Source organism: Pontixanthobacter sp., assembly GCF_049682855.1.
GTDB lineage: Bacteria > Pseudomonadota > Alphaproteobacteria > Sphingomonadales > Sphingomonadaceae > Pontixanthobacter.
In genome coordinates this window covers 1-23229 of the sequence record NZ_JBAUIK010000003.1, presented here as the reverse complement: position 1 = coordinate 23229, position 23229 = coordinate 1, and the positions used below count along the sequence as shown (strand labels likewise).

Below are 23229 nucleotides of genomic sequence, written 5' to 3'. Positions count from 1 at the left end.
TAATGTAGAGTCAGAATAGCTTGCGGATTATGAGGTTCGATGATGAAGACTGTTTTGACGGCATTGGCCATTGTAATGGCCGCACCCGCGCTTGTGCCTGCATCTGCTGCGGCCACTCCTGCGGAGGATTACACGCAGATACGCGAAGCGGTGTGGCAATGGAGCCTGGATAACAGTCCCAGCCTGGCCACCAGCATCGGCGATCGCCGCGGTGATGGCAAGCTCGATGATCTATCGCTTGCCAGCTATGATCGGCAAATTGCTGAAACTAAAGAGTTTCTTTCTCAACTGGCAGCCATTGACGAGGCGGCTTTGCCACCCGATTTGCGGGTCGATTATGCAATCCTGAAAAGCAGTCTTGATGATAGCATCGAGGCCTCGGAGTTTGATCACACGCGCTATGTCATTTTTACCAATCGCGGCGGCTGGTTCTCCAGTTTCGCCTCTGCACCCAACCGCTCGCCATTTTTCACACAGGCTGATTACGAATCCTACGTGGCACGCCTCACCGCCTTTGCCGCGCTCAATGATCAAGGGATCACCCGTTCGAGAGAGGCGGTTGCGCGCGGGCTGACCCAGCCCTGTGAGCCCATGCTGGGTCTGGCGGGCCGGATTGAAACGCAATTATACGACACGGCTGAGGAATCGCCGTTCTGGGCCCCATTTACCGAGCGTCCGAGCGCGATTTCAGAGGCAGATTGGGCCGATCTGTCAGCCCGCGCCAAAACCGCGATCGAGCAATCCGTATATCGCGCTTATGAAAAGTTTTTGACGTTTTACACGCGTGAATATGAGCCCGAATGCCGCACTGGTGCACCGGGCGTTATGGCGACCCCTGATGGTGATGCCTATTACGCGCACCGCGTGAAAAGCTTCACCACAACTGATATGACCGCTGACGAGATCCATAAGCTTGGTCTGTCTGAAGTCGCGCGCATCCGAGCGGAGATGATCGAGGTCTCCAAACAAGCGGGCTTTGAAACGCGCGAAGCATTTATCGAACATTTGCGGACCGATCCGCAATATTACGCCAAAACGCCCGAAGAACTTGTGAGTGCAGCCAGTGCGCTGGCCAAGCACATTGATGGCTATATGCCCAAGCTGTTCGGCAGTTTGCCGCGGCAACCCTATACAGTACTGCCCATTCCAGCGGCGCAGGCCCCGGGCAACACCACGGCCTATTACGAGCCAGGATCGCTTCAGACAGGGCAAGCGGGCATTTACCGCATCAACACAACAGAATTGGACCAGCGCCCGCTGTGGGAATTGCCCGCTCTGGGTGTGCATGAAGCTGTGCCCGGACATCATCACCAGATCGCTCTACAGCAGGAACTGGACATCCACCCGCTCCGCCGCAACGGGACATTTTTCACTGCTTTCGTTGAAGGTTGGGGGCTGTATTCAGAGCGTCTGGGTATTGAGATGGGACTGTATGACACGCCCGCCAAGCAGATGGGCCGACTAAGTTATGAAATGTGGCGGGCAACGCGGCTGGTCGTCGATACGGGCATTCATTCAAAAGGCTGGTCAAAAGAACGTGCGGTGCAATTCATGCTGGACAATACCGCGCTTACACCCGGTAATATCGATGCTGAAGTGAACCGCTATATTACCTGGCCCGGACAGGCGCTCGCCTACAAGATTGGTGAGCTGAAAATCCGTGAGCTGCGCCAGCGGGCCAGTGATATTTTAGGTACGGATTTCGACTTGCGTGCTTTCCACGATGCGGTTCTTGAAAATGGAGCTGTTCCGCTCAGCGTTCTGGAAGCGCATATTGATCGTTGGATTGCTGATCAATCCAGCGATTAATTGACAATGCCGCCTATTTGTTCAGCGTTTCGAGCAGGATAGCCCGCACGGGCACTCTTGCTTTCAAGCGCGCGCAGAGCAGGGCGGTCCCGCTGACTTTGCGCTGCACAAACAGCGTTTCGGCGGGCGGCAAATGCCAGGCTTCGCGGTCTGCCGCGATCTGCAGGCCTTCATCGCGAAGCACCGAGACAAAGGCTCGGTCTCCGAAATCGAACAGACCCTCATTGCCCAATTCGTTGATAATGATGTCGGTCATATCCTCGACACTACTGCGATGCCGCTCTACGGCTGCCAGATTGACAAAGCCTGCCGCAAGAGAGGCTTCCAAAACTTTTGCGCGGTCCCGCTCCAGACCGGCGCTGAGGATATTGCGGTACGAGTTTTGTACCTCGGATGATATTGCACGTGTCGCCCCAAAATCGAGCAGAACAATGCTGTCGGTTTCTGCCTGATAACGAAAATTGGCGAAATTGGGATCGGTTTGCATGATACCAAATTCAAACAGCTCACGCGTGACCAAGCGGATGATCCGCTCGGATACTGCATCGCGCAATTTCTGATTGGCCGTTTCAAGGCTTTCTATAGCCACGCCGGGCTCAAAACTCATCGCCAGAACGCGGTCACCGGTGAGCTCGGTATCCAGCGTGGGGACGATGAATCCCGTCTCGTCGTTTAGCAGATTGGCATAGAGCTGCATTTGCTGGCCCTCCCGCTGATAGTCGGCCTCTTCGTGTAATTGCGCTTTGGCAGCTTCCAACAAAGGCGCAAAATCAAGCGTTTCGGGGATCATGTTGGATATGCGCAGCAGCGTTGCAACATTGTCCACATCGGCATCAATACTTTCCCTGACGCCGGGATATTGCACTTTGATGGCCAGCGTACGGCCGTCATGCGTGACCGCCTTGTGGACCTGCCCGATAGAAGCCGCAGCAATGGGGCGCACCTGAAATTCTGCGAAATTCTTGCGCCAGTCGTCACCCCATTCTGCGTTGAGCATTTGCTGTAACTGGCGCGGCGGCATAAAGTTCGCATTATCGCGCAGAGTGCCCAGGATTGTGGCGAGTTCCGGGGGCAGCATATCGCCCGCGTCCAATGAAATCATTTGGCCAAGCTTCATCGCCGCGCCGCGCAGATGGGAGAGGCGGTCAGCCAATCGCATCGCATTGCCCGGCGTTAGGATCATGTCCTGCAATTTTGGCAATTCGCCGCTCGCAAGCCGCCGCACGCCTTCCGCCATCATCCCGCCAGCGACACCGCTCGCCAGTCGCCCGAACCCGGTCAGCCGTGAAACACGCGTACTGGGAACCGCGCGGTGTCGGCCGGGTTTTGAAGTATCTGGCATAAATTTAGCAGCAGCCTGTTTTAAGCGGGCGGAAAAGCGTTGTGTATAGTGAATAACCCGGACAGACAGCGCACGTTCCGATATCCTTTGGGCCGGGTAAAAACTCTTGGTTTTGCCGGGCTTCTGCCGCAGTTAATCGCCTTGATCCTGATAGTAGATGGAGGAACGTGGAGCTGGATCGCGCTGGCAAGCAGCTTCGCCTATGCCGCATTGATATTCAGCTTTCTAGGCGGTGTCTGGTGGGGGCAGGCGCTCAGCAAGCCCGATGACGCACCCGGTTGGGCGTTCGCCGTCGCTGTTCTGCCCAGCCTGATTGCATTGGCGCTATTTCTGCCGTGGACCTTGGGCTGGCCCTGGCCGGGGCCGTCGCTGTTCTGGCTCGGGCTGCTGATCGCGGCGTCACCATGTATTGACCGCGCGCTGGCTTTGCAGGACGCGTCGTGGATGCGGCTGCGCTGGCTGCTATCGCTCGGCCTGGGCGGACTGACCCTCATTATAGGGTTGATTGATCTGGCGCAGCGCGGATAGGCAGAATGCGCTTAATAATCATACCCCGGATTGGCGCGATTTAGTTTGCGCATCAAACCGGGCCAGATCAGATTATCGCCAAATCCTGGAGCGAATGCGGGCTGGGTCTGCTGAAATACCCGGCGGCCCATATCCGAAGGTTCTTCATTTAATGCGTCCTTGCTTCCGACCGCCTGCGCCAAGATTTGCGTTTTGCAGGCATTTTCTAGGAAATACATCCGCAAAAACGCGATTGCGCAATTGGGCCCCATTGTCAGTGTACCATGATTGCGCAGCATCAGCAGGTTCTTATCGCCAATATCGGCAACCAGACGTTCCCGTTCGTCCAGATCGAGCGCAATGCCTTCATAATTGTGATAGGCAAGATCATCATGCACTTGCATCGAGAACTGCGAATAACGGCGTAACCCTTCTTTCTGAATAGAAACCGCTATGCCGTAAGGCGTGTGGACATGAATGACGCAGCCCGCATCATGCCGCGCGGAATGAACCGCGCTGTGGATCGTAAACCCTGCCGGATTGGTGAAATACGGAGTCTCTTGCTTGATCGCGCCATCAAGATCGATTTTCACCAGCGATGATGCGGTCATCTCGTCAAACATCACGCCGTAAGGGTTGATCAGAAACCGCTCCTCGCCATCTTCGTCAGGCAAGCGGGCGGAAATATGGGTAAATACCAGATCGGTCCAACCGTGTAAGGCGCACAGCCGGTATGTCGCCGCCAATTCCTTACGCAAGCCCCATTCTTCGTGAGAAACTTTCCCTTCGAGCCGGTCCACGGTGGATGGATCGGGAATGTTGAAACCTGCGGTCATGTTAGATGCGGCGTCGTTCTTCTGGGTAACTGCGTCCACGGTCTCTCTCCTGCGCGGCGGGCATTGCTCGCTTTGCATGGATTATGGCACAAAAACAGAAAATTGAAACTGCTTGTGTTTACCGCAGTGCAATGGCTTAGCCGAAAGGGTGACAAAAGGGCGCAATCGCCGCTAGGGCTGGTGCATGGCCAGTGTAGTCCAAACCGCCGATTCCCCTGTTCGCCATCCAGAATGGCAATATCTCGATCTGATGCGCAATATCTGGCAGCATGGCAGCGAACGCAGCGATCGCACGGGTGTAGGCACCCGGTCACTGTTCGGGACCATGCTGCGCTTTGATCTGAGCGGCGGCCTCATGCCTTTGCTAACCACGAAGCGGGTCTATTGGAAAACCGCTACCCGCGAGATGTTGTGGTTCCTGACCGGCGACACCAATATTCGCGAGCTGTGCCGCCAAAATGTGCAAATCTGGACGGATTGGCCGCTGGCCAGTTATCGCCGCGAAACGGGCGATGATATCTCGCGCGAAGAATTTTCTGCGCGGATTGTGGAGGACGATGCGTTTGCCGCGCGCTGGGGCGAATTGGGGCCGGTATACGGGAAACAATGGGTCGATTGGCCCACCTTTCAGGCGGCGGATGATGGTACGTACCGTAAGGGTACCGGCATCAATCAGGTCGCACAAACGGTGGAATCCTTGCGCAAAAACCCGGGCAGCAGACGGCACATCATCGAAGGCTGGAATGTGGCAGAGCTTGACCAGATGGCTTTGCCGCCCTGTCATAAAACATATCAATTCCACGTCGCCAATGGCAGGCTCAATTGCGCGCTGTATCAGCGCAGCTGCGATGTGGCGTTAGGGCTGCCGTTCAATCTGTGGTCGGGCGCATTGCTGCTGCGGATGATGGCGCAGCAAACTGGCCTTCAGCCCGGTGAATTTGTCTGGCTGGGCGGTGACACGCATCTCTATCTCAACCACACCGATTTGATTGAGCAGCAGTTGGCACGCGAGCCGCGCGGACAGCCAACTCTGGAAATTACCAGAAAGCCGTCATCGATCTTCGATTACGCAATCGATGATTTTGCCGTGCCCGATTACGCCCCGCAAGGCGTATTAAAAGCGCCGATTGCTGTATAAATAGCATCGCTTGACCTCGGTGCGCTTGTGAAATAAAATAACGCTGCAGCGTAAGATTGCGTCGCGTTAACGCATGTCATTTCTCGGGAGAGCAGGATTATGGCCAAGCAGCCCAGTGAAGCCGGCGGGAACAGCGCAAAAACGCCGAGCAACAAACCTGTGCTGTCTCTACACGTTCCGGAGCCCACTTACCGTCCCGGCGACCCGGTCGATTTCGCCCATATCCAGGTTCCTGATGCAGGCAAACAGTCACGGCCTGATGAAAACTGCGCTGCGATAGAGACATCGGCGCTGTGCTATGATCTGGTGCGCGTGCTGGGCGATGACCATCAGGCGCATGGTCCGTGGGACCCCAAGCTCAATCCCGATACGCTGCGCACGATGCTCGGCCATTTTGCAATGGTGCGCGCTTTTGATGAACGCATGTTCCGCGGACAGCGGCAGGGCAAAACCAGTTTTTACATGAAAAGCACGGGGGAGGAGGCGACTTCCATCTCTGCCGCGATGGCGTTGGCGAGCGATGATATGATCTTCCCGTCATACCGTCAGCAGGGCATTCTGATTACGCGTGGTTATCCGCTGATAGAGATGATCAACCAGATTTATTCCAACAAGGGCGATAAGCTGAAAGGCCGCCAATTGCCGATAATGTATTCGAGCAAGGAGCACAGCTTTTTCTCCATCAGCGGTAATTTGGCGACGCAGACACCGCAAGCGGTCGGGTGGGCAATGGCCAGCGCAATCAAGGGCGACAGCCGGATTGCGGCGACCTGGGTCGGCGAGGGCTCGACTGCAGAGGGCGATTTCCATTCCGCATGCACTTTTGCCGCTGTCTATAACGCGCCGGTTATCTTGAATGTGGTCAATAACCAATGGGCGATATCCAGCTTTTCGGGTTTTGCTGGGGCAGAACGGACAACTTTTGCGGCGAGGGCGCTGGGTTATGGCATTGCGGGCATCCGGGTCGACGGCAACGATCCGCTCGCTGTGTATGCCGCCGAAAAATGGGCAGCGGACCGTGCCCGCGCCAATGGCGGGCCGACTTTAATCGAGCATTTTACCTACCGCGCGGAAGGACATTCTACATCGGATGATCCAAGTGGCTATCGTTCTGCGCAGGAGCGGGAGGAATGGCCGCTGGGCGATCCCGTAACACGGCTCAAAAAACACTTGATCGCGCTTGGAGAATGGGACGAAGAGCGCCATGCAGCGATGGATCTGGATTGTGCTGAGACCGTAAAAGCGGCCACAAAACTGGCCGAGAAGAACGGTATTCTGGGGCACGGTCTCCACCACCCCTTCGCGACCATGTTCGAAGATGTGTTTGAAGACTTGCCCTGGCATCTTAAAGAGCAAAGCGAGCAGGCTATCCGGGAGCGGGAAACAAAATTTCCCGAAGGGAGGCCTGGAACATGAGCGCAGAAGCCAAATCCGCCGACGCTGTACCTACAGGCACGGATCGGCGCCTCAACATGATTGAGGCTATTAACGAGGCGCTCGACCTGAAAATGGCGGAAGACCCAGACATTATCGTCATGGGTGAGGACGTTGGATATTTCGGCGGTGTGTTCCGCGCTACCGCTGGGTTGCAAGACAAACATGGCAAGAACCGTGTCTTTGACACACCAATTTCTGAATGCGGTATTATTGGGGCCGCTGTGGGAATGGGGGCATATGGTCTGCGGCCCGTGCCCGAGATCCAGTTCGCCGATTATATTTATCCCGGGCTAGATCAACTTATCTCCGAAGCCGCACGGCTTAGATACCGTTCTGCGGGCGAGTTTATTGCGCCGCTCACCGTGCGGTCCCCATTTGGCGGAGGAATTTTTGGCGGGCAAACCCACAGCCAAAGCCCGGAGGCATTGTTCGCGCATGTCGCAGGCCTCAAAACAGTCATTCCGGCAACCCCCCATGATGCCAAAGGTTTGCTGATTTCCGCAATCGAGGATAATGATCCCGTCATCTTCTTTGAACCCAAGCGGATCTATAACGCGCCGTTCACAGGCTATTACGACAAGCCGGTTGAGCCCTGGAAGACCCACCGTGACAGTATGGTGCCCGAAGGTCTCTACCGCGTACCTCTGGGCAAGGCCCGTATCGCGAGGGCCGGTGAGGAGCTCACCATTCTCGCCTATGGTACGATGGTTCATGTGGCTGAGGCAGTGTGCCGGGAGAAGGGCATTGATGCCGAGATACTCGACCTTAGAACAATCGTTCCGCTGGATATTGAAGCCATAGAGGCATCCGTGAAAAAGACCGGCAAGTGTCTTGTTGTTCATGAGGCGACGCGTACATCCGGTTTTGGTGCTGAATTATCCGCGTTGGTGACAGAGCGTTGTTTTTATCATCTGGAAGCCCCGGTTGAGCGGGTGACCGGTTTTGATACGCCCTATCCGCATAGTCTTGAATGGGCATATTTCCCGGGTCCGATCAGGATTGGCGAAGCACTCGATACATTATTGGAAGCCTGAACCATGAGCCGTTTCATATTTGATATGCCCGATATTGGCGAAGGGATCGCTGAGGCAGAAATAGTATCCTGGCACGTGGCGGTGGGTGATACCGTGTCCGAAGATCAGGAAATCGTCGATATGATGACCGACAAGGCCACGGTCCCGATGGAGAGTCCGGTCAACGGCACGGTCATCGAAGTGGCCGGCGCCGAAGGCGACATGGTTGCTATCGGGTCTATGTTGGTCGTGGTCGAGGTGGATGGTGACGTGTCGCAGGAAGCCATAGAACAGAACGAGGCCGCCGCTGAACTCGCGCCCGAACTGGCCGATGCACAGGAGGAAAAAGCCGCTAACATATCCGCTCAACCTGCAGATGAAAATTCTGTGACGGAAGTCGCTCCTGCACCGCCGCGAAATGATGCGGTGACGCCGGATGCTGGAGCTAGAAAAGTTCTTGCCAGCCCGGCAGTGCGCCAACGGGCAAAAGAACTGGGAGTTGATCTGGCCGAGGTCAAGCCCGCCGGTGAAGGGCGCGTCAGGCATTCAGATTTGGATGCGTTTCTCACCTATAATGCGGGTGGCGGATTTGCGGCAGCAGCGCGCACGCGGGACGATGAAGTGGTGAAGGTAATCGGCCTGCGCAAACGCATCGCGCAGAATATGGCGGCGTCGAAACGCAATATTCCGCATTTTTCCTATGTTGAAGAAGTCGATGTGACCGAGCTTGAGGTCATGCGGGCTGATCTCAACGCGCACCGCGGCGAGAAGCCCAAACTCACAATGATGCCGCTTTTGATTACGGCCATTTGCAAGCTCATTCCGCAATTTCCGATGATCAATGCGCGCTTTGATGACGAGGCAGGTGTCGTGACCCGTCATGGGGCGGTCCATTTGGGTATGGCGACGCAGACCGATGGCGGCCTGATGGTGCCTGTAATACGCGACGCGCAGACATTGAATGTCTGGCAATTGGCGCGTGCCATTGGGCGGTTGGCCAGTGCTGCGCGCGATGGCTCTGCCAAATCGGAGGAGCTGTCAGGCTCCACGCTTACACTTACATCGCTGGGCCCGCTGGGCGGGGTTGCGACCACGCCAGTGATAAACCGCCCCGAAGTGGCAATTATAGGACCCAACCGAATTATCGAACGGCCGATGTTTGTCGCCGACGGTATTGGCGGTGAAAGGATCGAGAAACGCAAGCTGATGAATATTTCGATCAGCTGCGATCACCGTGTGGTCGATGGGTATGACGCAGCAAGCTTTATCCAGGAATTCAAGAAACTGATCGAAACACCGGTTCTTCTGTTGTCTGATTAGAGGCAAAATCTAACGGACAATTGCGCTATATGTTATCTTACCAGACCCGCGCGCAGCGGTGTTTGCAGCTATTCGCCAGCGTAAATGGGTAACATCCTCGGCAGAGGCGCGGCGCGTCTGCGTGCCGTCCTTGACAGTCAGATCGGCCAAGCGTGCCCAGTTTTTTCCACCATCGATCGAAACGACTTGCCGGTCTGATGCACTGGCTTTGAAAGACAAATGCTTGGGTATTGGACTGGACACAGTAAATGCATTGCGGCTCTGATCTGCCTGCCATGATACCATCAGGATGACTGTATCACCGCTGCGTAGTATCGTCGCGGGCACGACAGACCGGGTTTCGCCATTATCCGATAAGCGCTCCACATAGGCCGCGCGGGACAGGCTTACCTGTGCATGCAAAGCCGCGCCGCTGGCAAGAGCGCAACCCAATATCCCCGTCATTACTGCTGTGCGCATGGCGTGCCCCGCATCCTCAAAAATTCGAATGTCGGTTTGGCAGGGAAGCACGAAAATATGGTTAATGCGGTTTCAACCAGCGGACATGACTGGCAGCTGCGGCTATTGCAAAGTGACCCTCCCGATATTGCATGGATTTTGGTGTTTTTGTGCGTTGACAGCCAAAAGAAGCTGCCCTAACTGCGCCTCTCCCAAGCGGTGCTTGCCCAGATATGCGGGTGTAGCTCAGTTGGTTAGAGCGCCGGCCTGTCACGCCGGAGGTCGCGAGTTCAAGTCTCGTCACTCGCGCCACTTGGGAGCCTCAGGATAGTGCGGATAATGCGGTGCGCGAACGTTTTGCGCAATCAGCCCGGCTGTCTTAAACTTTTCCGCTCAGCGCCATTTGCCTGTTTCCATCCAGCTCAAGAAACGGCGAAGCGGCAGCAGCCAGATCAGGCCGAAAAATAGATATACAGCTGTCTGGGCCAGCGTGTGCCAACCGCTGACAATCTCTGGCACGTAGCGGGCGATTACGACGGCGTAGACCGTCAGGCCTAACAGCAATCCCAAAATGCCAAGCGGTATCCGTCCGGTGGGCTCTTCACGCATTAGAATGGTCCATATAAACGTGTGGGGGTGACGATGGCGGTCATCGGCTGATCATGCGCCTCAACCGGCAGATCACTGACCAACTGACAATCCCAACCCATTCCAATCGCGATTGTTCCGGGATGCGCCGCCAGCCACCGGTCGTAATGGCCGCCGCCTTGGCCCAGCCGCGCGCCATTTTCAGTGAACCCTAAAAGCGGAACGAACACGACGTCCGGCACCAGAGCGGGTTCTTGTATAATGGGCTGGTCGATTGCGAATGGCCCACTCTCCAAATCGGCTTCGTCAAATGGATCAGAATGTTCGGCGAAACCCATCGCAGCATTTTTATTCGCGAACACGGGCAAGGCGATTGTATGTCCGGCCTCAAAAAAGTGCTTTGCATAACCGGATGAAGGCGCTTCAAAAGCACCGGCGTGGTAAAGGCCGATGATAGCGCGTTGTGGGATGCACTGCAGCAGCGGGCGGGGCGGGCTTTTAAACAGCAGGCTGCGTATCTGATCGGGCACGGCCAGGGCATGGTCCCGCCGCCGCGCGCGCAATTCCTGTCTAAGCGCGGCTTTGTTATCCATTGCGCAATTTCTTTCAGTGATAAGGGTGGCGGGACCGCTGCGGGCCGGTTGCCGGGAAATCCGCCGACGCCTCAACGTCAGGTGGGCGCCGTATGCATCAAGGCCCCGTGCGAAACGTTACCTTGGGCAGGGACAGCTCCCTTGGATTGCTTATAGCCTCAGGGATGTTCTGCAGCTCGTACCAAGCAGCCCCGCCACATCCTATTTAGGGGCCTCTGGTCAAAGTCTCAAGCCGTCAAAATTCTCAACCGGCGGGATCGTCGTGGCCGGATCATTGCGCCTCAAGCTTGTCCGCACAATTTTCAAGCAAATCGGCAAAGCGTTCCAGCGCAGGCGCCAGCTCCGGATCAATTTCGCCGCCTTTGGCAGTTGCAGCGGCCGCAGACGAGACCGCCGCAATTCTTGCGTTGGCTTCATCGATCAACCGGTTGGCATTTTCCAGCAGCTTGTTTTTGTTTTCGATCTGGCTGGCCAAACTATCGCGTTCACGTTCAAGTTCTGCAATCCTTGATGTTGCTGCGGCTTTTTCATCTATCAAGGCCTGCGCCTCGTCACGCCGTTCCTGCAATTCCGCCCGCATGGAGTCGACTTCGGCGGAATGATGTTGCTGCGCCGATTGCAATCCGTTCAGCTCGCTTTCCAGCTCGGCCACTTTCGTTTCCAACTGGTCGCGTTTGCCAAGAGCCAGGGCAGCCGCGCGTTTTTCCTGGCTCAATGCGGCGTGTTCGGCCTGATGGCGTGCGGTATCCTGAGCGGCGGTCGCTTTTGTCTCATGCAATTCATCCGCGAGAAATAATGCCCCGAACAATAGCCGCTGTATCTCGCTCGTCGTGACGCCATCACCGAGCGAGCGAATTTTTGCGTCGATCGACTGGCCAAGCTGAGCCACGTGGCCTTCTTCACCCGGAGCGCAGGCAACCGCATAGTCCTTGCCCCCGATGTGCAGAATGACTTCATTCATTCGCCGATCTCCGCAATAAGAGAATCGATGTCGTTCAATGCTGTGCTGGCGGCGTCGCGCAATGCCTCATGCTTTACCACCAAGGCAGAAACCGATTGCGGCGTGGGTGACGGATTATTCGCAACTTCGGCAATGCGGGCCAATGCTGCCTCTATTCGATTTACGGCTGTTTCGATGCGCTCTTCACTCATAATATTTATTTACCAATATTGTATTGCAGTGCAAAGGGTTGGATTGGCCTGTTGATAATTGACATGGTTTTGTGTGGGCACAAGAGTCAGTGGACCGTCGGCACGCCTGTCCTTGACCCCCACCGGCGCATCCGCGATGGCACTTTCACCGCGCGACTCGTAGCCGTGCAGAATATCCAATTGCCCTGAAAAGGAGCGCCCAGAATGAGCCTCGATCCGTCCCGTCTGGCACCAATGGCCAATGCTATTCGTGCTTTATCAATGGATGCGGTCCAAGCCGCCAATTCGGGGCACCCTGGCATGCCGATGGGCATGGCTGACGTTGCAACCGTGCTGTGGTCCAAATATCTCAAATTCGATCCTGGTGCGCCCGATTGGCCCGACCGCGACCGGTTTGTTCTATCGGCAGGTCACGGATCTATGTTGATCTATGCATTGCTGCATCTTTCGGGATATGCCGCGCCGACAATGGATGACATTGCCAATTTTCGCCAGATTGACCGGCCCTGCGCGGGGCACCCGGAAAATTTCCTGCTGGACGGTGTGGAATGTACCACCGGGCCGCTCGGTCAAGGCGTGGCGATGGCGGTGGGTATGGCCATTGCGGAGCGTCAGCTAAATGCTCATTTCGGTGATGATCTGGTGAACCACCGGACCTGGGCCGTCGCTGGTGACGGATGTCTGATGGAAGGCATCAACCACGAGGCTATTGGTTTGGCCGGTCATTTGAAACTGGGCCATCTCACGGTATTGTGGGACGACAATAATATCACCATCGACGGTTCGGCTGATCTTTCCACCAGCGAAGACGTCAAGGCCCGCCATGTGTCTGCGGGCTGGCATGTCGTAAGCTGTGATGGCCATGATACCGATGCTATCAGCCGCGCGATAGAGGAAGCAATGGCGGATGATCGCCCTTCGCTCATCGCATGCAAAACCATTATCGGCAAAGGCGCGCCGAACAAGCAGGGCACCTCTGCCACGCACGGCGCACCGCTTGGGCCAGACGAGATTGCTGCGGCGCGCAAAATGTTGGGCTGGGATCATGAACCATTTGTGGTCCCTGATGATATCATCGCCGATTGGCACGGCACCGGCCAGCGCGGCGCAGAGGCCCATAGCGCATGGAAATCGCGGTTTGAAAATTCTGCAAGGATGGCGGAATTTGAAACGCGGATGGGCGATCCGGGCGACCGGGCAGGGCGCGCGATCGAGGATCATATTCGCAGCCTTGCCGCAGATCCTCAAAAAGTCGCAACTCGCAAAGCGTCTGAAATGGCGCTTGGTCCGCTGACCGCCGCATTGCCGCAAATGATCGGTGGCAGTGCTGATCTGACCGGCTCCAACAATACCAAAACGCCGAGCACTGTGCCGTTCAGCGCAGACGATTATTCGGGACGTTACATCTATTACGGCATCCGCGAATTTGGCATGGCAGCCGCCATGAACGGAATGGCGTTGCATGGCGGAATAATCCCTTATGGCGGCACTTTTTTAATCTTCAGCGATTATTGCCGGAATGCCATCCGTCTGTCAGCTTTGCAGGAAACTCGCGCTATTTATGTCATGACCCATGACAGCATCGGGTTGGGTGAAGACGGACCCACTCATCAACCGGTCGAACAGGTGATGAGCCTGCGGCTTGTGCCAAACCTCAATGTCTATCGCCCATGCGACGCGATAGAAACTGCCGAGTGCTGGGCGCTATCCTTGCAAATGCCTGCCACACCTTCGGTTCTTGCGCTGTCGCGTCAGGGCCTTCCGCAAATGCGCGGCGAAGGTGATGCTGAATGGACCAGTGCCAGTAACCGCAGCGCACGCGGTGCCTACCGTCTGAGCGTTGCATCCGCAGGGCGCAAAGTTGTGCTGGTTGCAACAGGCTCAGAAGTGCATCTTGCCGCTGACGTCGCCGCTGTTTTGGAGCAGCAAGGTGTTGGCGCTGATGTGGTGTCCATGCCCTGCGCTGAACTGTTCGATGCGCAGGATGCTGAATACAGAGCGGACATTCTTCCAGCAGATGTGCTGAAAGTCTCGATTGAAGCGGGCAGTACGCGGGGCTGGGAACGCTATACCGGTACGGAAGGTATCAATATCGGTCTTGACCGATTTGGAGCATCGGCGCCGGCGGGTGATCTGTTTTCCAAATTCGGGTTCACGGCGGACGCAATTGTCCCAAAAATTATCAACAAGCTCAACAGCTAAGCAGGAGTTTTCATCATGGCGACTAAAGTTGCAATCAACGGTTTTGGGCGTATCGGCCGCTTGGTGGCGCGTGCAATTCTGGAACGGAGTGATCATGATCTTGATCTGGTGGCGATCAATGATCTGGCCGATGCAAAAGCGAATGCGCTTTTGTTTCAATTTGATTCCACGCATGGCCGATTTCCCGGTGAAGTGAGCGCTGATAGCAGCAGCATCACTGTAAATGGCAAGAAAATTGCCGTCACGTCAGAGCGTGATCCGGGCAATCTGCCGCACGGTGAAATGGGCGTTGATATTGTGCTGGAATGCACCGGATTTTTCCAGTCGCATGAAGATGCGGCGCCGCATCTGAAAGCGGGCGCACAACGTGTACTGATATCGGCCCCTGCAAAGAATGTCACCGCAACGATCGTATATGGCGTGAACCATAGCATTCTGACATCGGATGACGTGATCGTTTCCAATGCAAGCTGCACCACAAATTGCCTTTCGCCAGTGGCCAAGGTTCTGAATGATCTGGTCGGTATTGAGCGCGGGTTCATGACTACGATCCACAGTTACACCAATGATCAGCGCATGCTCGACCAGATGCATGGCGACATGCGCCGGGCCCGTGGCGGCGCGCAGAATATGATCCCGACCACTACCGGGGCGGCGCGCGCTGTTGGTCTGGTTCTGCCGGAACTCGCCGGAAAGCTGGATGGGAGCTCTGTCCGCGTGCCGACACCCAATGTCAGTCTGGTCGATCTGGTATTCACGCCTGGCCGCGACACAACTGCCGAAGAGCTGAATGCCGCACTGAAAGAGGCTGCTGATGGCCCTATGAAGGGCGTGCTCGATTATACCGATCAGCCTCTCGTCAGCAGTGATTTCAACCACTATCCGGCCAGCTCCACGATCGACAGTCTTGAAACATCGGTGATGGAAGGCAAATTGTGCCGCGTTGTCAGCTGGTATGATAATGAATGGGGCTTCTCCAACCGGATGATCGATACCGCCGGTGTCATGGCGAAATTCCTGTGATCGCGGAGATCGGACAGTAGGCGGATATGGCTTCTTTCAAAACTCTCGATGATCTGGGCGATATTGCCGGCAAAGTTGCGCTGGTCCGTGTTGATCTGAATATGCCGATGGATGGCGGTGCGGTGACCGATACCACCCGTGTCGAGGCTGCCAAACCGACCATTATGGAGCTGGCGAAGGCAGGCGCGAAAGTGCTGTTACTGGCGCATTTTGGCCGGCCCAAGGGCCAGCGAAATTCGACCATGTCGGTCAGTATGACACTGGACGCAGTCGAGCAAGTGCTGGGCCGTGAAGTTATGTTCATCCCGGAAGTCCACGGTCCGGTGGTGGAGCAATCGGTTGGCATCTTACGCAACGGCGATATTGGTTTGTTGGAAAATACGCGCTTCTGGGCCGGTGAAGAAGCCAACGATCCGCAGTTTGCCGCCGATATTGCTGCCAATGGCGATTTCTACGTCAATGATGCCTTTTCCGCCGCGCACCGTGCGCATGCCAGTACGGAGGGCCTGGCCAGGATACTCCCGTCTTTTGCGGGCCGGGCGATGGAGAAGGAACTGGTTGCCCTAGCATCGGCTTTGGACAATCCGCAGCAACCGGTGGCAGCCGTAGTTGGCGGCGCGAAAGTTTCCTCCAAGCTCGCCGTTCTTGAAAATCTGGTGGCTAGGGTCCAGCATCTGATCATCGGCGGCGGCATGGCCAATACGTTCTTGGCGGCACGCGGGATCGATGTTGGCAAATCTTTGTGTGAGCATGATCTGACCGGCACCGCCAATGCGATTATGGACAAGGCCGATCAGGCGGGCTGCACCCTCCACCTGCCTTATGATGTCGTGGTATCGAAAGAATTTGCCGCCAATCCTGCTAGTTTGCGTGTGTGCAATGTCCATGAAGTGGCAGCGGACGAGATGATACTCGACGTGGGACCACAGGCAGTCGAGGCATTGGGCGATGTGTTCAAAACCTGCAAAACGCTGGTGTGGAACGGCCCGATGGGCGCATTTGAAACCGAGCCGTTTGATGAAGCGACTGTTGCCTTGGCCAAGACCGCAGCGGCGCTGAGTATCGGCGAATCGCTGATATCCGTGGCGGGTGGGGGCGATACCGTTGCGGCGCTCAATCATGCCGGTGTGGCGAGTGATTTCACCTATATTTCAACCGCTGGCGGTGCGTTTCTCGAATGGATGGAAGGCAAGGATCTTCCCGGTGTGACGGCGCTGAAAGCCGCAAATTAGGACGTTTGGTGGCTAAAACGCGCCGATTATTTGCGACGCCGTTCGTCGTTGATGAGCTGGCCAGTGCGGAGGGCCTTCAGGCTTTGCGTGCCATCATCACGGCGCAGCAGGCGGACGATTCTGCCGGGGTGCAAATTTCCAATATCAATGGATGGCATTCCAATACGCGGATGGTGGAATGGGGCGGTGAGGTTGCCCGCGCATTGGCATATAAGGCCATGCAAATGGCCGATGCACAGACGGTTGACATTCGCTCGCCGCAAGCAAGCCGCTTTGGTTGGATTCCCGAAATGTGGGCCAATGTCAGCAGTAAAGGCAGCGCCAACCAATATCATACCCACCCCGGTTCCTATTGGTCAGCTGTTGCCTATGTTGATGATGGGTATGAGGGGGATGATGATCCCGCTCTTGGCGGTGAACTGCAATTGCTTGACCCGCGCATGCCGATGATCCGGATGACGGCACCAGACCTGCGTATTGCGGACGCGGGCGGCGCAGCTGAACCGAATGAAATAGCGATCCGGCCAAAAACTGGTATGATCGTATTGTTCCCAAGCTGGCTGCACCATGCGGTCCGCCCATTCAGCGGGCCAGGCACGCGCATTTCAGTTGCCATGAATCTGGTTCCTGCATTGAATGCGCCTGAGTAATTTACCCGATGCTATCCTTATCTATTTAGCTGTTTGAGAGGGTTACAGCCTACAGCCCAGCGCGCAGTTGCACAGCCTATTGCCGCCGGTTAAAGGCCTCCGGAAAATGTCATGCATTCCTATTCAACGGCGGTCCGCAGCCGGCACTATACAGCAGGATTATGAGTTATGAACCACGATGAAATGACCGCTCGGATTGCCAAGGGCCAAGGGTTTATCGCAGCTTTGGATCAGAGCGGCGGCTCAACCCCCAAAGCTTTGCGCGCATACGGCATCAGCGATGATGAGTGGGACGGTGATGATGCAATGTTTGCCAAAATTCATGATATGCGCAGCCGCGTGATTACCGCACCGAGTTTTTCCAGCGGCAAAGTGATTGGCGCAATCCTGTTTGAGAAAACGATGGACAGTGATGTGGATGGCAAGCCGACGCCGGATGCATTGAAGGCGCGCGGCGTCGTGCCGTTCCTGAAAGTCGATAAAGGGCTGGAAGACGAGACTGACGGCGTCCAGATGATGAAGCCCAATCCCGGGCTTGATGCTTTACTCCAAAAAGGCAAGAACAAGGGTGTTTTCGGGACGAAAATGCGCTCGGTCATTAACAGCGCGAATGCGGCCGGTATTGCGGCCAACGTTGCGCAGCAATTTGCGGTTGGCCAGCAGATCCTAGGTCACGGCTTAATGCCGATTTTGGAGCCTGAGGTTTCCATCGGTGCGCCCGATCGAGCAGACGCCGAGGACATCGTGCTGGCAGAGATACTGAAAGGTCTGGACGCGCTGCCAGATGGCGCGCAGGTGATGCTCAAGCTCACACTTCCGGTAAAATCAAACCTGTATAAGCCGCTCGTCGATCACCCCAAAACGCTGGGCGTCGTTGCGCTTTCCGGCGGGTTCTGCCGCGAAGATGCGTGTGAGCACCTGGCAGAAAATACCGGAATGATTGCGAGCTTTAGCCGAGCTCTGCTCGAAGAGCTTCGCGCCGATATGACGGATGAACAATTCGATGCAGCACTGGGCGAGGCGATCAACCACATCCACCGCGCATCTATTGCTGGCTGACGCTCGGCACGGGACTTGTTGCGCCAGCCATGCACGGTTAAGCACAAGGCATGACCAACCGTATTCCTGCCTGCCAGCTCTATCTGATATCTCCACCGGACGTCGGAAGTGACTTCGCTGCACGCCTGAACCGCGCATTGGGCGCAGGACCGGTGGCTGCCTTTCAGTTCCGTGTGAAAGATATTGAACAGCATGAGGCGGCCAAACTGGCTGCGCCTCTGCAAGAGATATGCGCGGCGCATGATGTGGCCTTCATCGTCAATGATGATGCCGGCTTGGCGCAGCGGCTTGGTGCAGACGGTGTGCATCTGGGGCAGTCAGACGGCTCGCCGAAGGATGTACGGGACACTATTGGTGCTGATATGCAGATTGGGGTGACGTGTCATAATAGCCGCCATCTGGCGATGGAAGCGGGCGAGCAGGGCGCAGATTATGTTGCCTTCGGTGCTTTCTTTCCCAGCACTACCAAACAATCAGATCATACGGCAGACGTGAGCTTGATCGAGTTTTGGAGCGACTTGTTCGAGATACCGTCGGTGGCAATTGGCGGTATCACGCCTGATAATTGTCAGCCATTGATAGAAGCTGGCGCAGATTTCTTGGCTGTATCCGGCGCGGTCTGGAACGGTGACGAGGTGGCCGTGATCAAAGCATTCGGAAATGCTTTGGCAAAATTCAAGCGCGTGCGAAAACCCGGCTAGAGGCTGCCTGCGCGGCGGATGCACCGAACACGGCTTAGATTTCCCTTGTTATCAATCCAGCGCAGGGTTTGACTGCCGGTTTTCTGAAAGCGCATCCCGTTCATTGGTCCGCGGGTAAACACGATATTGGAACCGGTCATCAGATAGGTACCTGATCCGGCTTCGGTGTGATATGTTGAGGCATTGTCGATCGTGAAATTCTTGCCCGGCAATGCAATCCATGCCGCCGCTGCGGCATCGCCGGGAATACTGCAGATATATTCACCATGCGGCAGAGTACCCAATTTACCATAGCTACCATCCGCATAGGCCGGTGCGGTGAACGGCAGCATCAGCGCAAGAGAAGCAATATATTTCCAGATCATGGTACATTGATAGCGTCCCATACGGCTATTTACCAGCGACCTTGCCCGCAGACATCTGCTCGGCTAAAGGCCCGACCTACACGGGCGATCTTCGCCCGCCGATCCCTATAAAGGTTTGTTCTGTCATGAAGATCAGCGGCGTGGACATTCGTCCCGGCAATATCATTGAATATGAAGGCGGCATTTGGAAAGTTGCCAAAATTCAGCACACCCAGCCGGGCAAGGGCGGGGCCTATATGCAGGTTGAGATGAAGAATTTGCAGGATGGCCGCAAAACCAACGTCCGTTTTCGTAGCGCGGACACAGTCGTACGCGTCCGCCTTGATACTAAAGAATTTCAGTATCTCTATGAAGATGGCGAACTGCTCGTTTTTATGGACGGCGATACATATGAGCAGATCAACCTTGAATCCGACCTTCTCGGAGATGCAAAAGAGTTTTTGCAGGACGGCATGCAGGTGACGTTGGAATTGTGGGAAGAAAAGCCCATCAGCGTGGCACTGCCCGATCAGATCGAGGCGGAAATTGTCGAGGCTGATGCGGTGGTTAAAGGTCAGACGGCCTCTTCCAGCTATAAGCCGGCGGTGTTGGATAATGGCGTTCGCATCATGGTGCCCCCGCATATTGGCGCCGGTACGCGCGTCATCGTCGATGTGTATGAGCGCACCTATGTCGGCAAGGTCAGCTAATCCGGCATGGCTGCTGTATCCGGCATAATCCGCGTTATGGAACGCGCCGCGCGTAAGGCCGGGCACCGTCTGCGCCGTGACTTTGGCGAGGTTGAGCATTTGCAAGTTAGCCGCAAGGGTCCGGCGGATTTCGTGTCCAAGGCGGATATGCGGTCAGAACGCACCTTGTATGACGAGCTGCTCGCGGCCCGCCCCGAATGGGGTTTTGTCCTGGAGGAAGCTGGCGTAATCGAGGGTTCGCCCGACATGCCGCGCTGGATCATTGACCCGCTTGATGGGACCAGCAACTTTCTCCACGGAATTCCGCATTTCGCAATCTCTATTGCGGCACAGGAACCCAAACTGGGTGGTCAGGGATGGGGCGATGTGTTTGCCGCAGTCATCTATAATCCGGTCACAGACGAGACATATTGGGCGGAGAAAAATCGCGGTGCGTGGCTGCATGATGGCCGTCTGCGCGTCTCTGCACGGCGTAACCTGTCAGACGCATTGATTTCCACCGGCATCCCGTTTCAGGGCCACGGTGACTTCGCCCAATGGACCAGAATATTTGGCGCGATCGGACCGCAAGTTGCCGGCATCCGCCGCAATGGCGCGGCATCGCTGGATCTCGCATGGCTTGCCGCCGGCCGGTATGACGGCTTTTGGGAAAGCGGCCTGAATGATTGGGATACGGCAGCGGGCTGTTTGTTGATTCGCGAAGCAGGCGGGTTTGTGAGCGATTATCGTGGGCGGTCTGAACCGATCCATTCAAAACAGATCCTCGCTGCCAATGATGCTCTGCATTCGAAAATGCACAAGTTATTGGCCGGAGCGATCAAAGCGAAAGCGTGATAAAGCGGAAATGGGTGCTTGAAGCGGGCATGATCGCTCGCTAAGTGCTCTCCCGCAGCCCGGGATGCCCCTGTGGTGGAATTGGTAGACGCGCCGCACTCAAAATTGCATTCTACCTTAAAAAATTAGCTAAAAACCCTTAAATACCAACAGTTTGAGCAAAGACGAGACTTCCAAAAAGACTTACACATGTCTTACACATTTTGGAGTTTCGTTATGAAAGCTGAAAGCTACGCTCTGATGGATGGCGCGCTTCACGTTTATCGGCGTGAGAATAGCCGCTTCTGGCAATGCTCGACTTATCTTGGCAGCCGCAATCATCGGCAGACAACCAAAGAGACCAACCTTGCCGCCGCGAAGGATTTTGCACGCGACTGGTATATGGAACGATGTGTAGAGGATCGCCAGCGTAGACGCGGAGCGCTTGCCTTGTTGTCAAATCCTCTCCAGCCGCAAATCATCGAACCTGCACCCGGACTTGGCCAAGCGACCGATGGCCGCCTGCGCCGAACGCCAACTGGTCCCAGTTTCGAGGATGCCGCAAAAGCATTTCTCGATGAGTTCGAGGTTATCACGCAGGGCGAACGCAATGAGGGTTATGTGGAATCGAAGTCGATTCACGTCCGCGTCCACCTCTTGCCATTCTTTGGCGATACCGCGCTCAAAGACATTAATGCGGGCAAGGTGCAAGACTATCGTGTCCATCGCCAGACTTCCCGCCTTGATGCAAAAACCGGTAAGCCAAAGAAACCGGCTCGCGCGACACTACATGGCGAAATCGTTACGCTCCGTCAGGTATTGAAAACCGCCAATCGCAAGGGCTGGATTTCCGCAATCCCGGATATGTCAGCTCCATATAAGACATCGGGCAAACTGGAGCATCGTGCCTGGTTTTCGCCCGAGGAATATAAACTGCTTTACGAAGCCACGCGCGAGCGGGCCAAAAACCCGCCCAAGCCGCGCTGGCGCGAAGTGTGCGAGACTTTTCACGATTACGTGCTTTTCATGGGCAATACCGGACTTCGTCCCGATGAATCGGCGCGGATTGAATTGCGCGACGTCAAGATCGTCGATGATGAATCAACCGGCGAACGTATATTGGAGATTGAAGTGCGCGGGAAGCGGGGCGTGGGTTTCTGCAAATCGATGCCCGGCGCTATCTTGCCGTTCGAGCGCGTTCGTGATCGCAAGCAGCTTAAACCAACAGACCCGATATTCGGGAAAACGCCGCGTGAGTTAATGAATACCGTCCTTAACGAACTCAATCTGAAATTCGACCGCGATGGGCATGTCCGCACCTGTTACAGTTTGCGGCATACCTATATCTGCCTGCGATTGCTCGAAGGCGCGGATATTTATCAGGTCGCCAAGAACTGCCGGACCAGTGTCGAAATGATCGAGAAATATTACGGGCGGCATTTGAAAAACAACATTGATGCTTCGGCAGTCAATGTTCGCAGAGCGCGCCTTAAGCCAGTTGCCACCTCAAAGAAGTCTCTGAAGCCAAAGATATAATATGGGTTCTTGATGTTTTTCGTTGCGTCTCGTGACGACCGCGTTATATGGCTCTCCCAACGCGGGCGTGGTGGAATTGGTAGACGCGCGGGATTCAAAATCCCGTTCCGCAAGGAGTGTGGGTTCGATTCCCACCGCCCGCACCATCTAAATTAGCAGGCTCTGATAAACCCACCGCACGGTGGGTAGGAGCCTGCATTAGCGGAACGCTCGGGGACGCACGTCCCGCGCTCCGCTTTCGCGAAATGACAATCGAACGGTATTGTCATGTTGGCCTCAGAAATCCCGGACGGGATTTGGCCATCGGCTAAACGCAACACAATGCAAGTCGGCGTGACCGCCGTGCAATCCATTACCGCTAAACGATGTCAGGAACTCGGTGACAATCTAATCACCTTGCGTTAGTCATTGACGATCTAAGGTGGCAACTTTGCGCCACCCGGAAATCACTGATTGAAGGCATCGTCAAAGATGCGGGAAAATACTGTCGAATGAATGCCGTAGAAATTGAAGAAGCAATATCGGAACTCGCAAGTCAGCCCTTTGACAAGAGCGAATTCGCGTTTCAATTTCTTGCCGCATTTGGGAACAAGACCACCACAATAAAGCGACTACGCGCTGCCGGTGGCTCCAATGCCTCCGACATTCCTGGCGGTATTCTCCAACGCAACAACATTCACATGGCAACATGCGCAGCCGGCGACGTGGATGCGACGTTGAAGGCTTTGCGCGACAGCCCGAAAACAACATCGGCCAAAGCCAAATTCATCCTCGCCACCGACGGCG

General features: G+C 55.7%; 24 protein-coding genes, 2 tRNA genes and 1 other RNA gene. 18 read left to right on the top strand and 9 right to left on the bottom strand.

What is annotated here, in order from left to right; all coding sequences use genetic code 11:
* Nucleotides 1-42: 42 nt before the first annotated feature.
* Nucleotides 43-1809 (top strand): DUF885 domain-containing protein, encoded by a 1767-nt coding sequence (locus WA922_RS01430; RefSeq protein ID WP_424770013.1) that lies wholly within the window; start codon nt 43-45, stop codon nt 1807-1809.
* Between the two features lie 13 nt (nt 1810-1822).
* Here WA922_RS01430 and WA922_RS01425 read toward each other — a convergent pair whose 3' ends face one another.
* Nucleotides 1823-3151 (bottom strand): ABC1 kinase family protein, encoded by a 1329-nt coding sequence (locus WA922_RS01425; RefSeq protein ID WP_424769899.1) that lies wholly within the window; start codon nt 3149-3151, stop codon nt 1823-1825.
* Between the two features lie 48 nt (nt 3152-3199).
* Here WA922_RS01425 and WA922_RS01420 point away from each other — a divergent pair, with 48 nt between their 5' ends.
* Nucleotides 3200-3679, top strand: coding sequence for a DUF3429 domain-containing protein (locus WA922_RS01420; protein ID WP_424769898.1), 480 nt, complete (start codon nt 3200-3202; stop codon nt 3677-3679).
* Nucleotides 3680-3690: 11 nt separating this feature from the next.
* On the opposite strand, the gene WA922_RS01415 is transcribed toward WA922_RS01420, so the two are convergent.
* Nucleotides 3691-4533: a class II aldolase/adducin family protein gene (locus WA922_RS01415; protein ID WP_424769897.1), complete on the bottom strand. Its 843-nt coding sequence runs from the start codon at nt 4531-4533 to the stop codon at nt 3691-3693.
* 145 nt (nt 4534-4678) lie between these two features.
* On the opposite strand from WA922_RS01415, the gene thyA reads away from it, so the two are divergent.
* The 4 genes from thyA (at nt 4679) to WA922_RS01395 (ending at nt 9402) form a co-directional block, all read left to right on the top strand.
* A complete protein-coding gene (thyA, locus tag WA922_RS01410) occupies nt 4679-5632 on the top strand; it encodes a thymidylate synthase (protein ID WP_424769896.1) in 954 nt (317 codons plus the stop codon).
* Nucleotides 5633-5731: 99 nt separating this feature from the next.
* Complete coding sequence (locus WA922_RS01405) at nt 5732-7048, top strand: thiamine pyrophosphate-dependent enzyme (RefSeq protein ID WP_424769895.1); 1317 nt, start codon at nt 5732-5734, stop codon at nt 7046-7048.
* Nucleotides 7045-8103, top strand: coding sequence for an alpha-ketoacid dehydrogenase subunit beta (locus WA922_RS01400; RefSeq protein WP_424769894.1), 1059 nt, complete (start codon nt 7045-7047; stop codon nt 8101-8103). Before WA922_RS01405 ends, WA922_RS01400 begins: the two co-directional genes overlap by 4 nt.
* Before the next feature lie 3 nt (nt 8104-8106).
* Nucleotides 8107-9402 carry a dihydrolipoamide acetyltransferase family protein gene (locus tag WA922_RS01395; protein WP_424769893.1) on the top strand — a complete coding sequence of 432 codons (1296 nt, stop codon included), beginning with the start codon at nt 8107-8109 and terminating at the stop codon, nt 9400-9402.
* A 9-nt stretch (nt 9403-9411) separates the two neighbouring features.
* Here WA922_RS01395 and WA922_RS01390 read toward each other — a convergent pair whose 3' ends face one another.
* Nucleotides 9412-9861, bottom strand: coding sequence for a hypothetical protein (locus WA922_RS01390; protein ID WP_424769892.1), 450 nt, complete (start codon nt 9859-9861; stop codon nt 9412-9414).
* 214 nt (nt 9862-10075) lie between these two features.
* Between WA922_RS01390 and WA922_RS01385 the strand changes: the two genes are divergently transcribed.
* Nucleotides 10076-10152, top strand: a tRNA-Asp gene (locus tag WA922_RS01385).
* Nucleotides 10153-10233: 81 nt separating this feature from the next.
* On the opposite strand, the gene WA922_RS01380 is transcribed toward WA922_RS01385, so the two are convergent.
* From WA922_RS01380 to WA922_RS01360, 5 genes are all read right to left on the bottom strand, one after another.
* Nucleotides 10234-10449 carry a DUF2842 domain-containing protein gene (locus WA922_RS01380; RefSeq protein ID WP_424769891.1) on the bottom strand — a complete coding sequence of 72 codons (216 nt, stop codon included), beginning with the start codon at nt 10447-10449 and terminating at the stop codon, nt 10234-10236.
* Complete coding sequence (locus WA922_RS01375; RefSeq protein ID WP_424769890.1) at nt 10449-11021, bottom strand: 5-formyltetrahydrofolate cyclo-ligase; 573 nt, start codon at nt 11019-11021, stop codon at nt 10449-10451. Before WA922_RS01375 ends, WA922_RS01380 begins: the two co-directional genes overlap by 1 nt.
* 27 nt (nt 11022-11048) lie before the next feature.
* Nucleotides 11049-11216, bottom strand: a non-coding RNA gene (gene ssrS / locus WA922_RS01370) — 6S RNA.
* A 76-nt stretch (nt 11217-11292) separates the two neighbouring features.
* Nucleotides 11293-11982, bottom strand: a complete 690-nt coding sequence (gene zapA, locus WA922_RS01365) for a cell division protein ZapA (protein ID WP_424769889.1) — start codon at nt 11980-11982, stop codon at nt 11293-11295.
* Nucleotides 11979-12173 (bottom strand): hypothetical protein, encoded by a 195-nt coding sequence (locus WA922_RS01360; protein WP_424769888.1) that lies wholly within the window; start codon nt 12171-12173, stop codon nt 11979-11981. The genes zapA and WA922_RS01360 overlap by 4 nt, the downstream gene beginning before the upstream one ends.
* 204 nt (nt 12174-12377) lie before the next feature.
* Here WA922_RS01360 and tkt point away from each other — a divergent pair, with 204 nt between their 5' ends.
* The 6 genes from tkt (at nt 12378) to thiE (ending at nt 19040) form a co-directional block, all read left to right on the top strand.
* Complete coding sequence (gene tkt, locus WA922_RS01355; protein WP_424769887.1) at nt 12378-14375, top strand: transketolase; 1998 nt, start codon at nt 12378-12380, stop codon at nt 14373-14375.
* A 15-nt stretch (nt 14376-14390) separates the two neighbouring features.
* Complete coding sequence (gap, locus tag WA922_RS01350; protein ID WP_424769886.1) at nt 14391-15398, top strand: type I glyceraldehyde-3-phosphate dehydrogenase; 1008 nt, start codon at nt 14391-14393, stop codon at nt 15396-15398.
* A gap of 26 nt (nt 15399-15424) precedes the next feature.
* The gene (locus WA922_RS01345) at nt 15425-16630 is read left to right on the top strand and encodes a phosphoglycerate kinase (RefSeq protein ID WP_424769885.1); all 1206 of its coding nucleotides are present in this window, start codon (nt 15425-15427) and stop codon (nt 16628-16630) included.
* 8 nt (nt 16631-16638) lie between these two features.
* Complete coding sequence (locus WA922_RS01340) at nt 16639-17280, top strand: 2OG-Fe(II) oxygenase family protein (protein ID WP_424769884.1); 642 nt, start codon at nt 16639-16641, stop codon at nt 17278-17280.
* Nucleotides 17281-17448: 168 nt separating this feature from the next.
* Nucleotides 17449-18339: a fructose bisphosphate aldolase gene (locus WA922_RS01335; protein WP_424769883.1), complete on the top strand. Its 891-nt coding sequence runs from the start codon at nt 17449-17451 to the stop codon at nt 18337-18339.
* A 50-nt stretch (nt 18340-18389) separates the two neighbouring features.
* Entirely contained in the window at nt 18390-19040 is a 651-nt protein-coding gene (gene thiE / locus WA922_RS01330) for a thiamine phosphate synthase (RefSeq protein WP_424769882.1), read from the top strand.
* On the opposite strand, the gene WA922_RS01325 is transcribed toward thiE, so the two are convergent.
* Nucleotides 19037-19405, bottom strand: a complete 369-nt coding sequence (locus WA922_RS01325; protein ID WP_424769881.1) for an elongation factor P — start codon at nt 19403-19405, stop codon at nt 19037-19039. The genes thiE and WA922_RS01325 overlap by 4 nt on opposite strands.
* A 125-nt stretch (nt 19406-19530) precedes the next feature.
* On the opposite strand from WA922_RS01325, the gene efp reads away from it, so the two are divergent.
* From efp to WA922_RS01300, 5 genes are all read left to right on the top strand, one after another.
* Nucleotides 19531-20094, top strand: a complete 564-nt coding sequence (gene efp / locus WA922_RS01320) for an elongation factor P (RefSeq protein ID WP_424769880.1) — start codon at nt 19531-19533, stop codon at nt 20092-20094.
* Nucleotides 20095-20100: 6 nt separating this feature from the next.
* Nucleotides 20101-20928, top strand: coding sequence for an inositol monophosphatase family protein (locus tag WA922_RS01315; protein ID WP_424769879.1), 828 nt, complete (start codon nt 20101-20103; stop codon nt 20926-20928).
* Between the two features lie 189 nt (nt 20929-21117).
* Nucleotides 21118-22443: a site-specific integrase gene (locus WA922_RS01310; protein ID WP_424769878.1), complete on the top strand. Its 1326-nt coding sequence runs from the start codon at nt 21118-21120 to the stop codon at nt 22441-22443.
* A 61-nt stretch (nt 22444-22504) separates the two neighbouring features.
* Nucleotides 22505-22589, top strand: a tRNA-Leu gene (locus tag WA922_RS01305).
* A gap of 345 nt (nt 22590-22934) precedes the next feature.
* Nucleotides 22935-23229: type IIL restriction-modification enzyme MmeI (locus tag WA922_RS01300; RefSeq protein ID WP_424769877.1), on the top strand; the 295-nt coding region annotated here is incomplete at its 3' end.

Bases quoted from the DNA above. Each gene is read 5' to 3' on its own strand.
- WA922_RS01430 (WP_424770013.1), top strand. From the start codon at position 43: ATGAAGACTGTTTTGACGGCATTGGCCATTGTAATGGCCGCACCCGCG.
- WA922_RS01425 (WP_424769899.1), bottom strand. From the start codon at position 3,151: ATGCCAGATACTTCAAAACCCGGCCGACACCGCGCGGTTCCCAGTACG.
- thyA (WP_424769896.1), top strand. From the start codon at position 4,679: ATGGCCAGTGTAGTCCAAACCGCCGATTCCCCTGTTCGCCATCCAGAA.
- WA922_RS01405 (WP_424769895.1), top strand. From the start codon at position 5,732: ATGGCCAAGCAGCCCAGTGAAGCCGGCGGGAACAGCGCAAAAACGCCG.
- WA922_RS01400 (WP_424769894.1), top strand. From the start codon at position 7,045: ATGAGCGCAGAAGCCAAATCCGCCGACGCTGTACCTACAGGCACGGAT.
- WA922_RS01395 (WP_424769893.1), top strand. From the start codon at position 8,107: ATGAGCCGTTTCATATTTGATATGCCCGATATTGGCGAAGGGATCGCT.
- WA922_RS01390 (WP_424769892.1), bottom strand. From the start codon at position 9,861: ATGCGCACAGCAGTAATGACGGGGATATTGGGTTGCGCTCTTGCCAGC.
- WA922_RS01380 (WP_424769891.1), bottom strand. From the start codon at position 10,449: ATGCGTGAAGAGCCCACCGGACGGATACCGCTTGGCATTTTGGGATTG.
- WA922_RS01375 (WP_424769890.1), bottom strand. From the start codon at position 11,021: ATGGATAACAAAGCCGCGCTTAGACAGGAATTGCGCGCGCGGCGGCGG.
- zapA (WP_424769889.1), bottom strand. From the start codon at position 11,982: ATGAATGAAGTCATTCTGCACATCGGGGGCAAGGACTATGCGGTTGCC.
- WA922_RS01360 (WP_424769888.1), bottom strand. From the start codon at position 12,173: ATGAGTGAAGAGCGCATCGAAACAGCCGTAAATCGAATAGAGGCAGCA.
- tkt (WP_424769887.1), top strand. From the start codon at position 12,378: ATGAGCCTCGATCCGTCCCGTCTGGCACCAATGGCCAATGCTATTCGT.
- gap (WP_424769886.1), top strand. From the start codon at position 14,391: ATGGCGACTAAAGTTGCAATCAACGGTTTTGGGCGTATCGGCCGCTTG.
- WA922_RS01345 (WP_424769885.1), top strand. From the start codon at position 15,425: ATGGCTTCTTTCAAAACTCTCGATGATCTGGGCGATATTGCCGGCAAA.
- WA922_RS01335 (WP_424769883.1), top strand. From the start codon at position 17,449: ATGAACCACGATGAAATGACCGCTCGGATTGCCAAGGGCCAAGGGTTT.
- thiE (WP_424769882.1), top strand. From the start codon at position 18,390: ATGACCAACCGTATTCCTGCCTGCCAGCTCTATCTGATATCTCCACCG.
- WA922_RS01325 (WP_424769881.1), bottom strand. From the start codon at position 19,405: ATGATCTGGAAATATATTGCTTCTCTTGCGCTGATGCTGCCGTTCACC.
- efp (WP_424769880.1), top strand. From the start codon at position 19,531: ATGAAGATCAGCGGCGTGGACATTCGTCCCGGCAATATCATTGAATAT.
- WA922_RS01315 (WP_424769879.1), top strand. From the start codon at position 20,101: ATGGCTGCTGTATCCGGCATAATCCGCGTTATGGAACGCGCCGCGCGT.
- WA922_RS01310 (WP_424769878.1), top strand. From the start codon at position 21,118: ATGTCTTACACATTTTGGAGTTTCGTTATGAAAGCTGAAAGCTACGCT.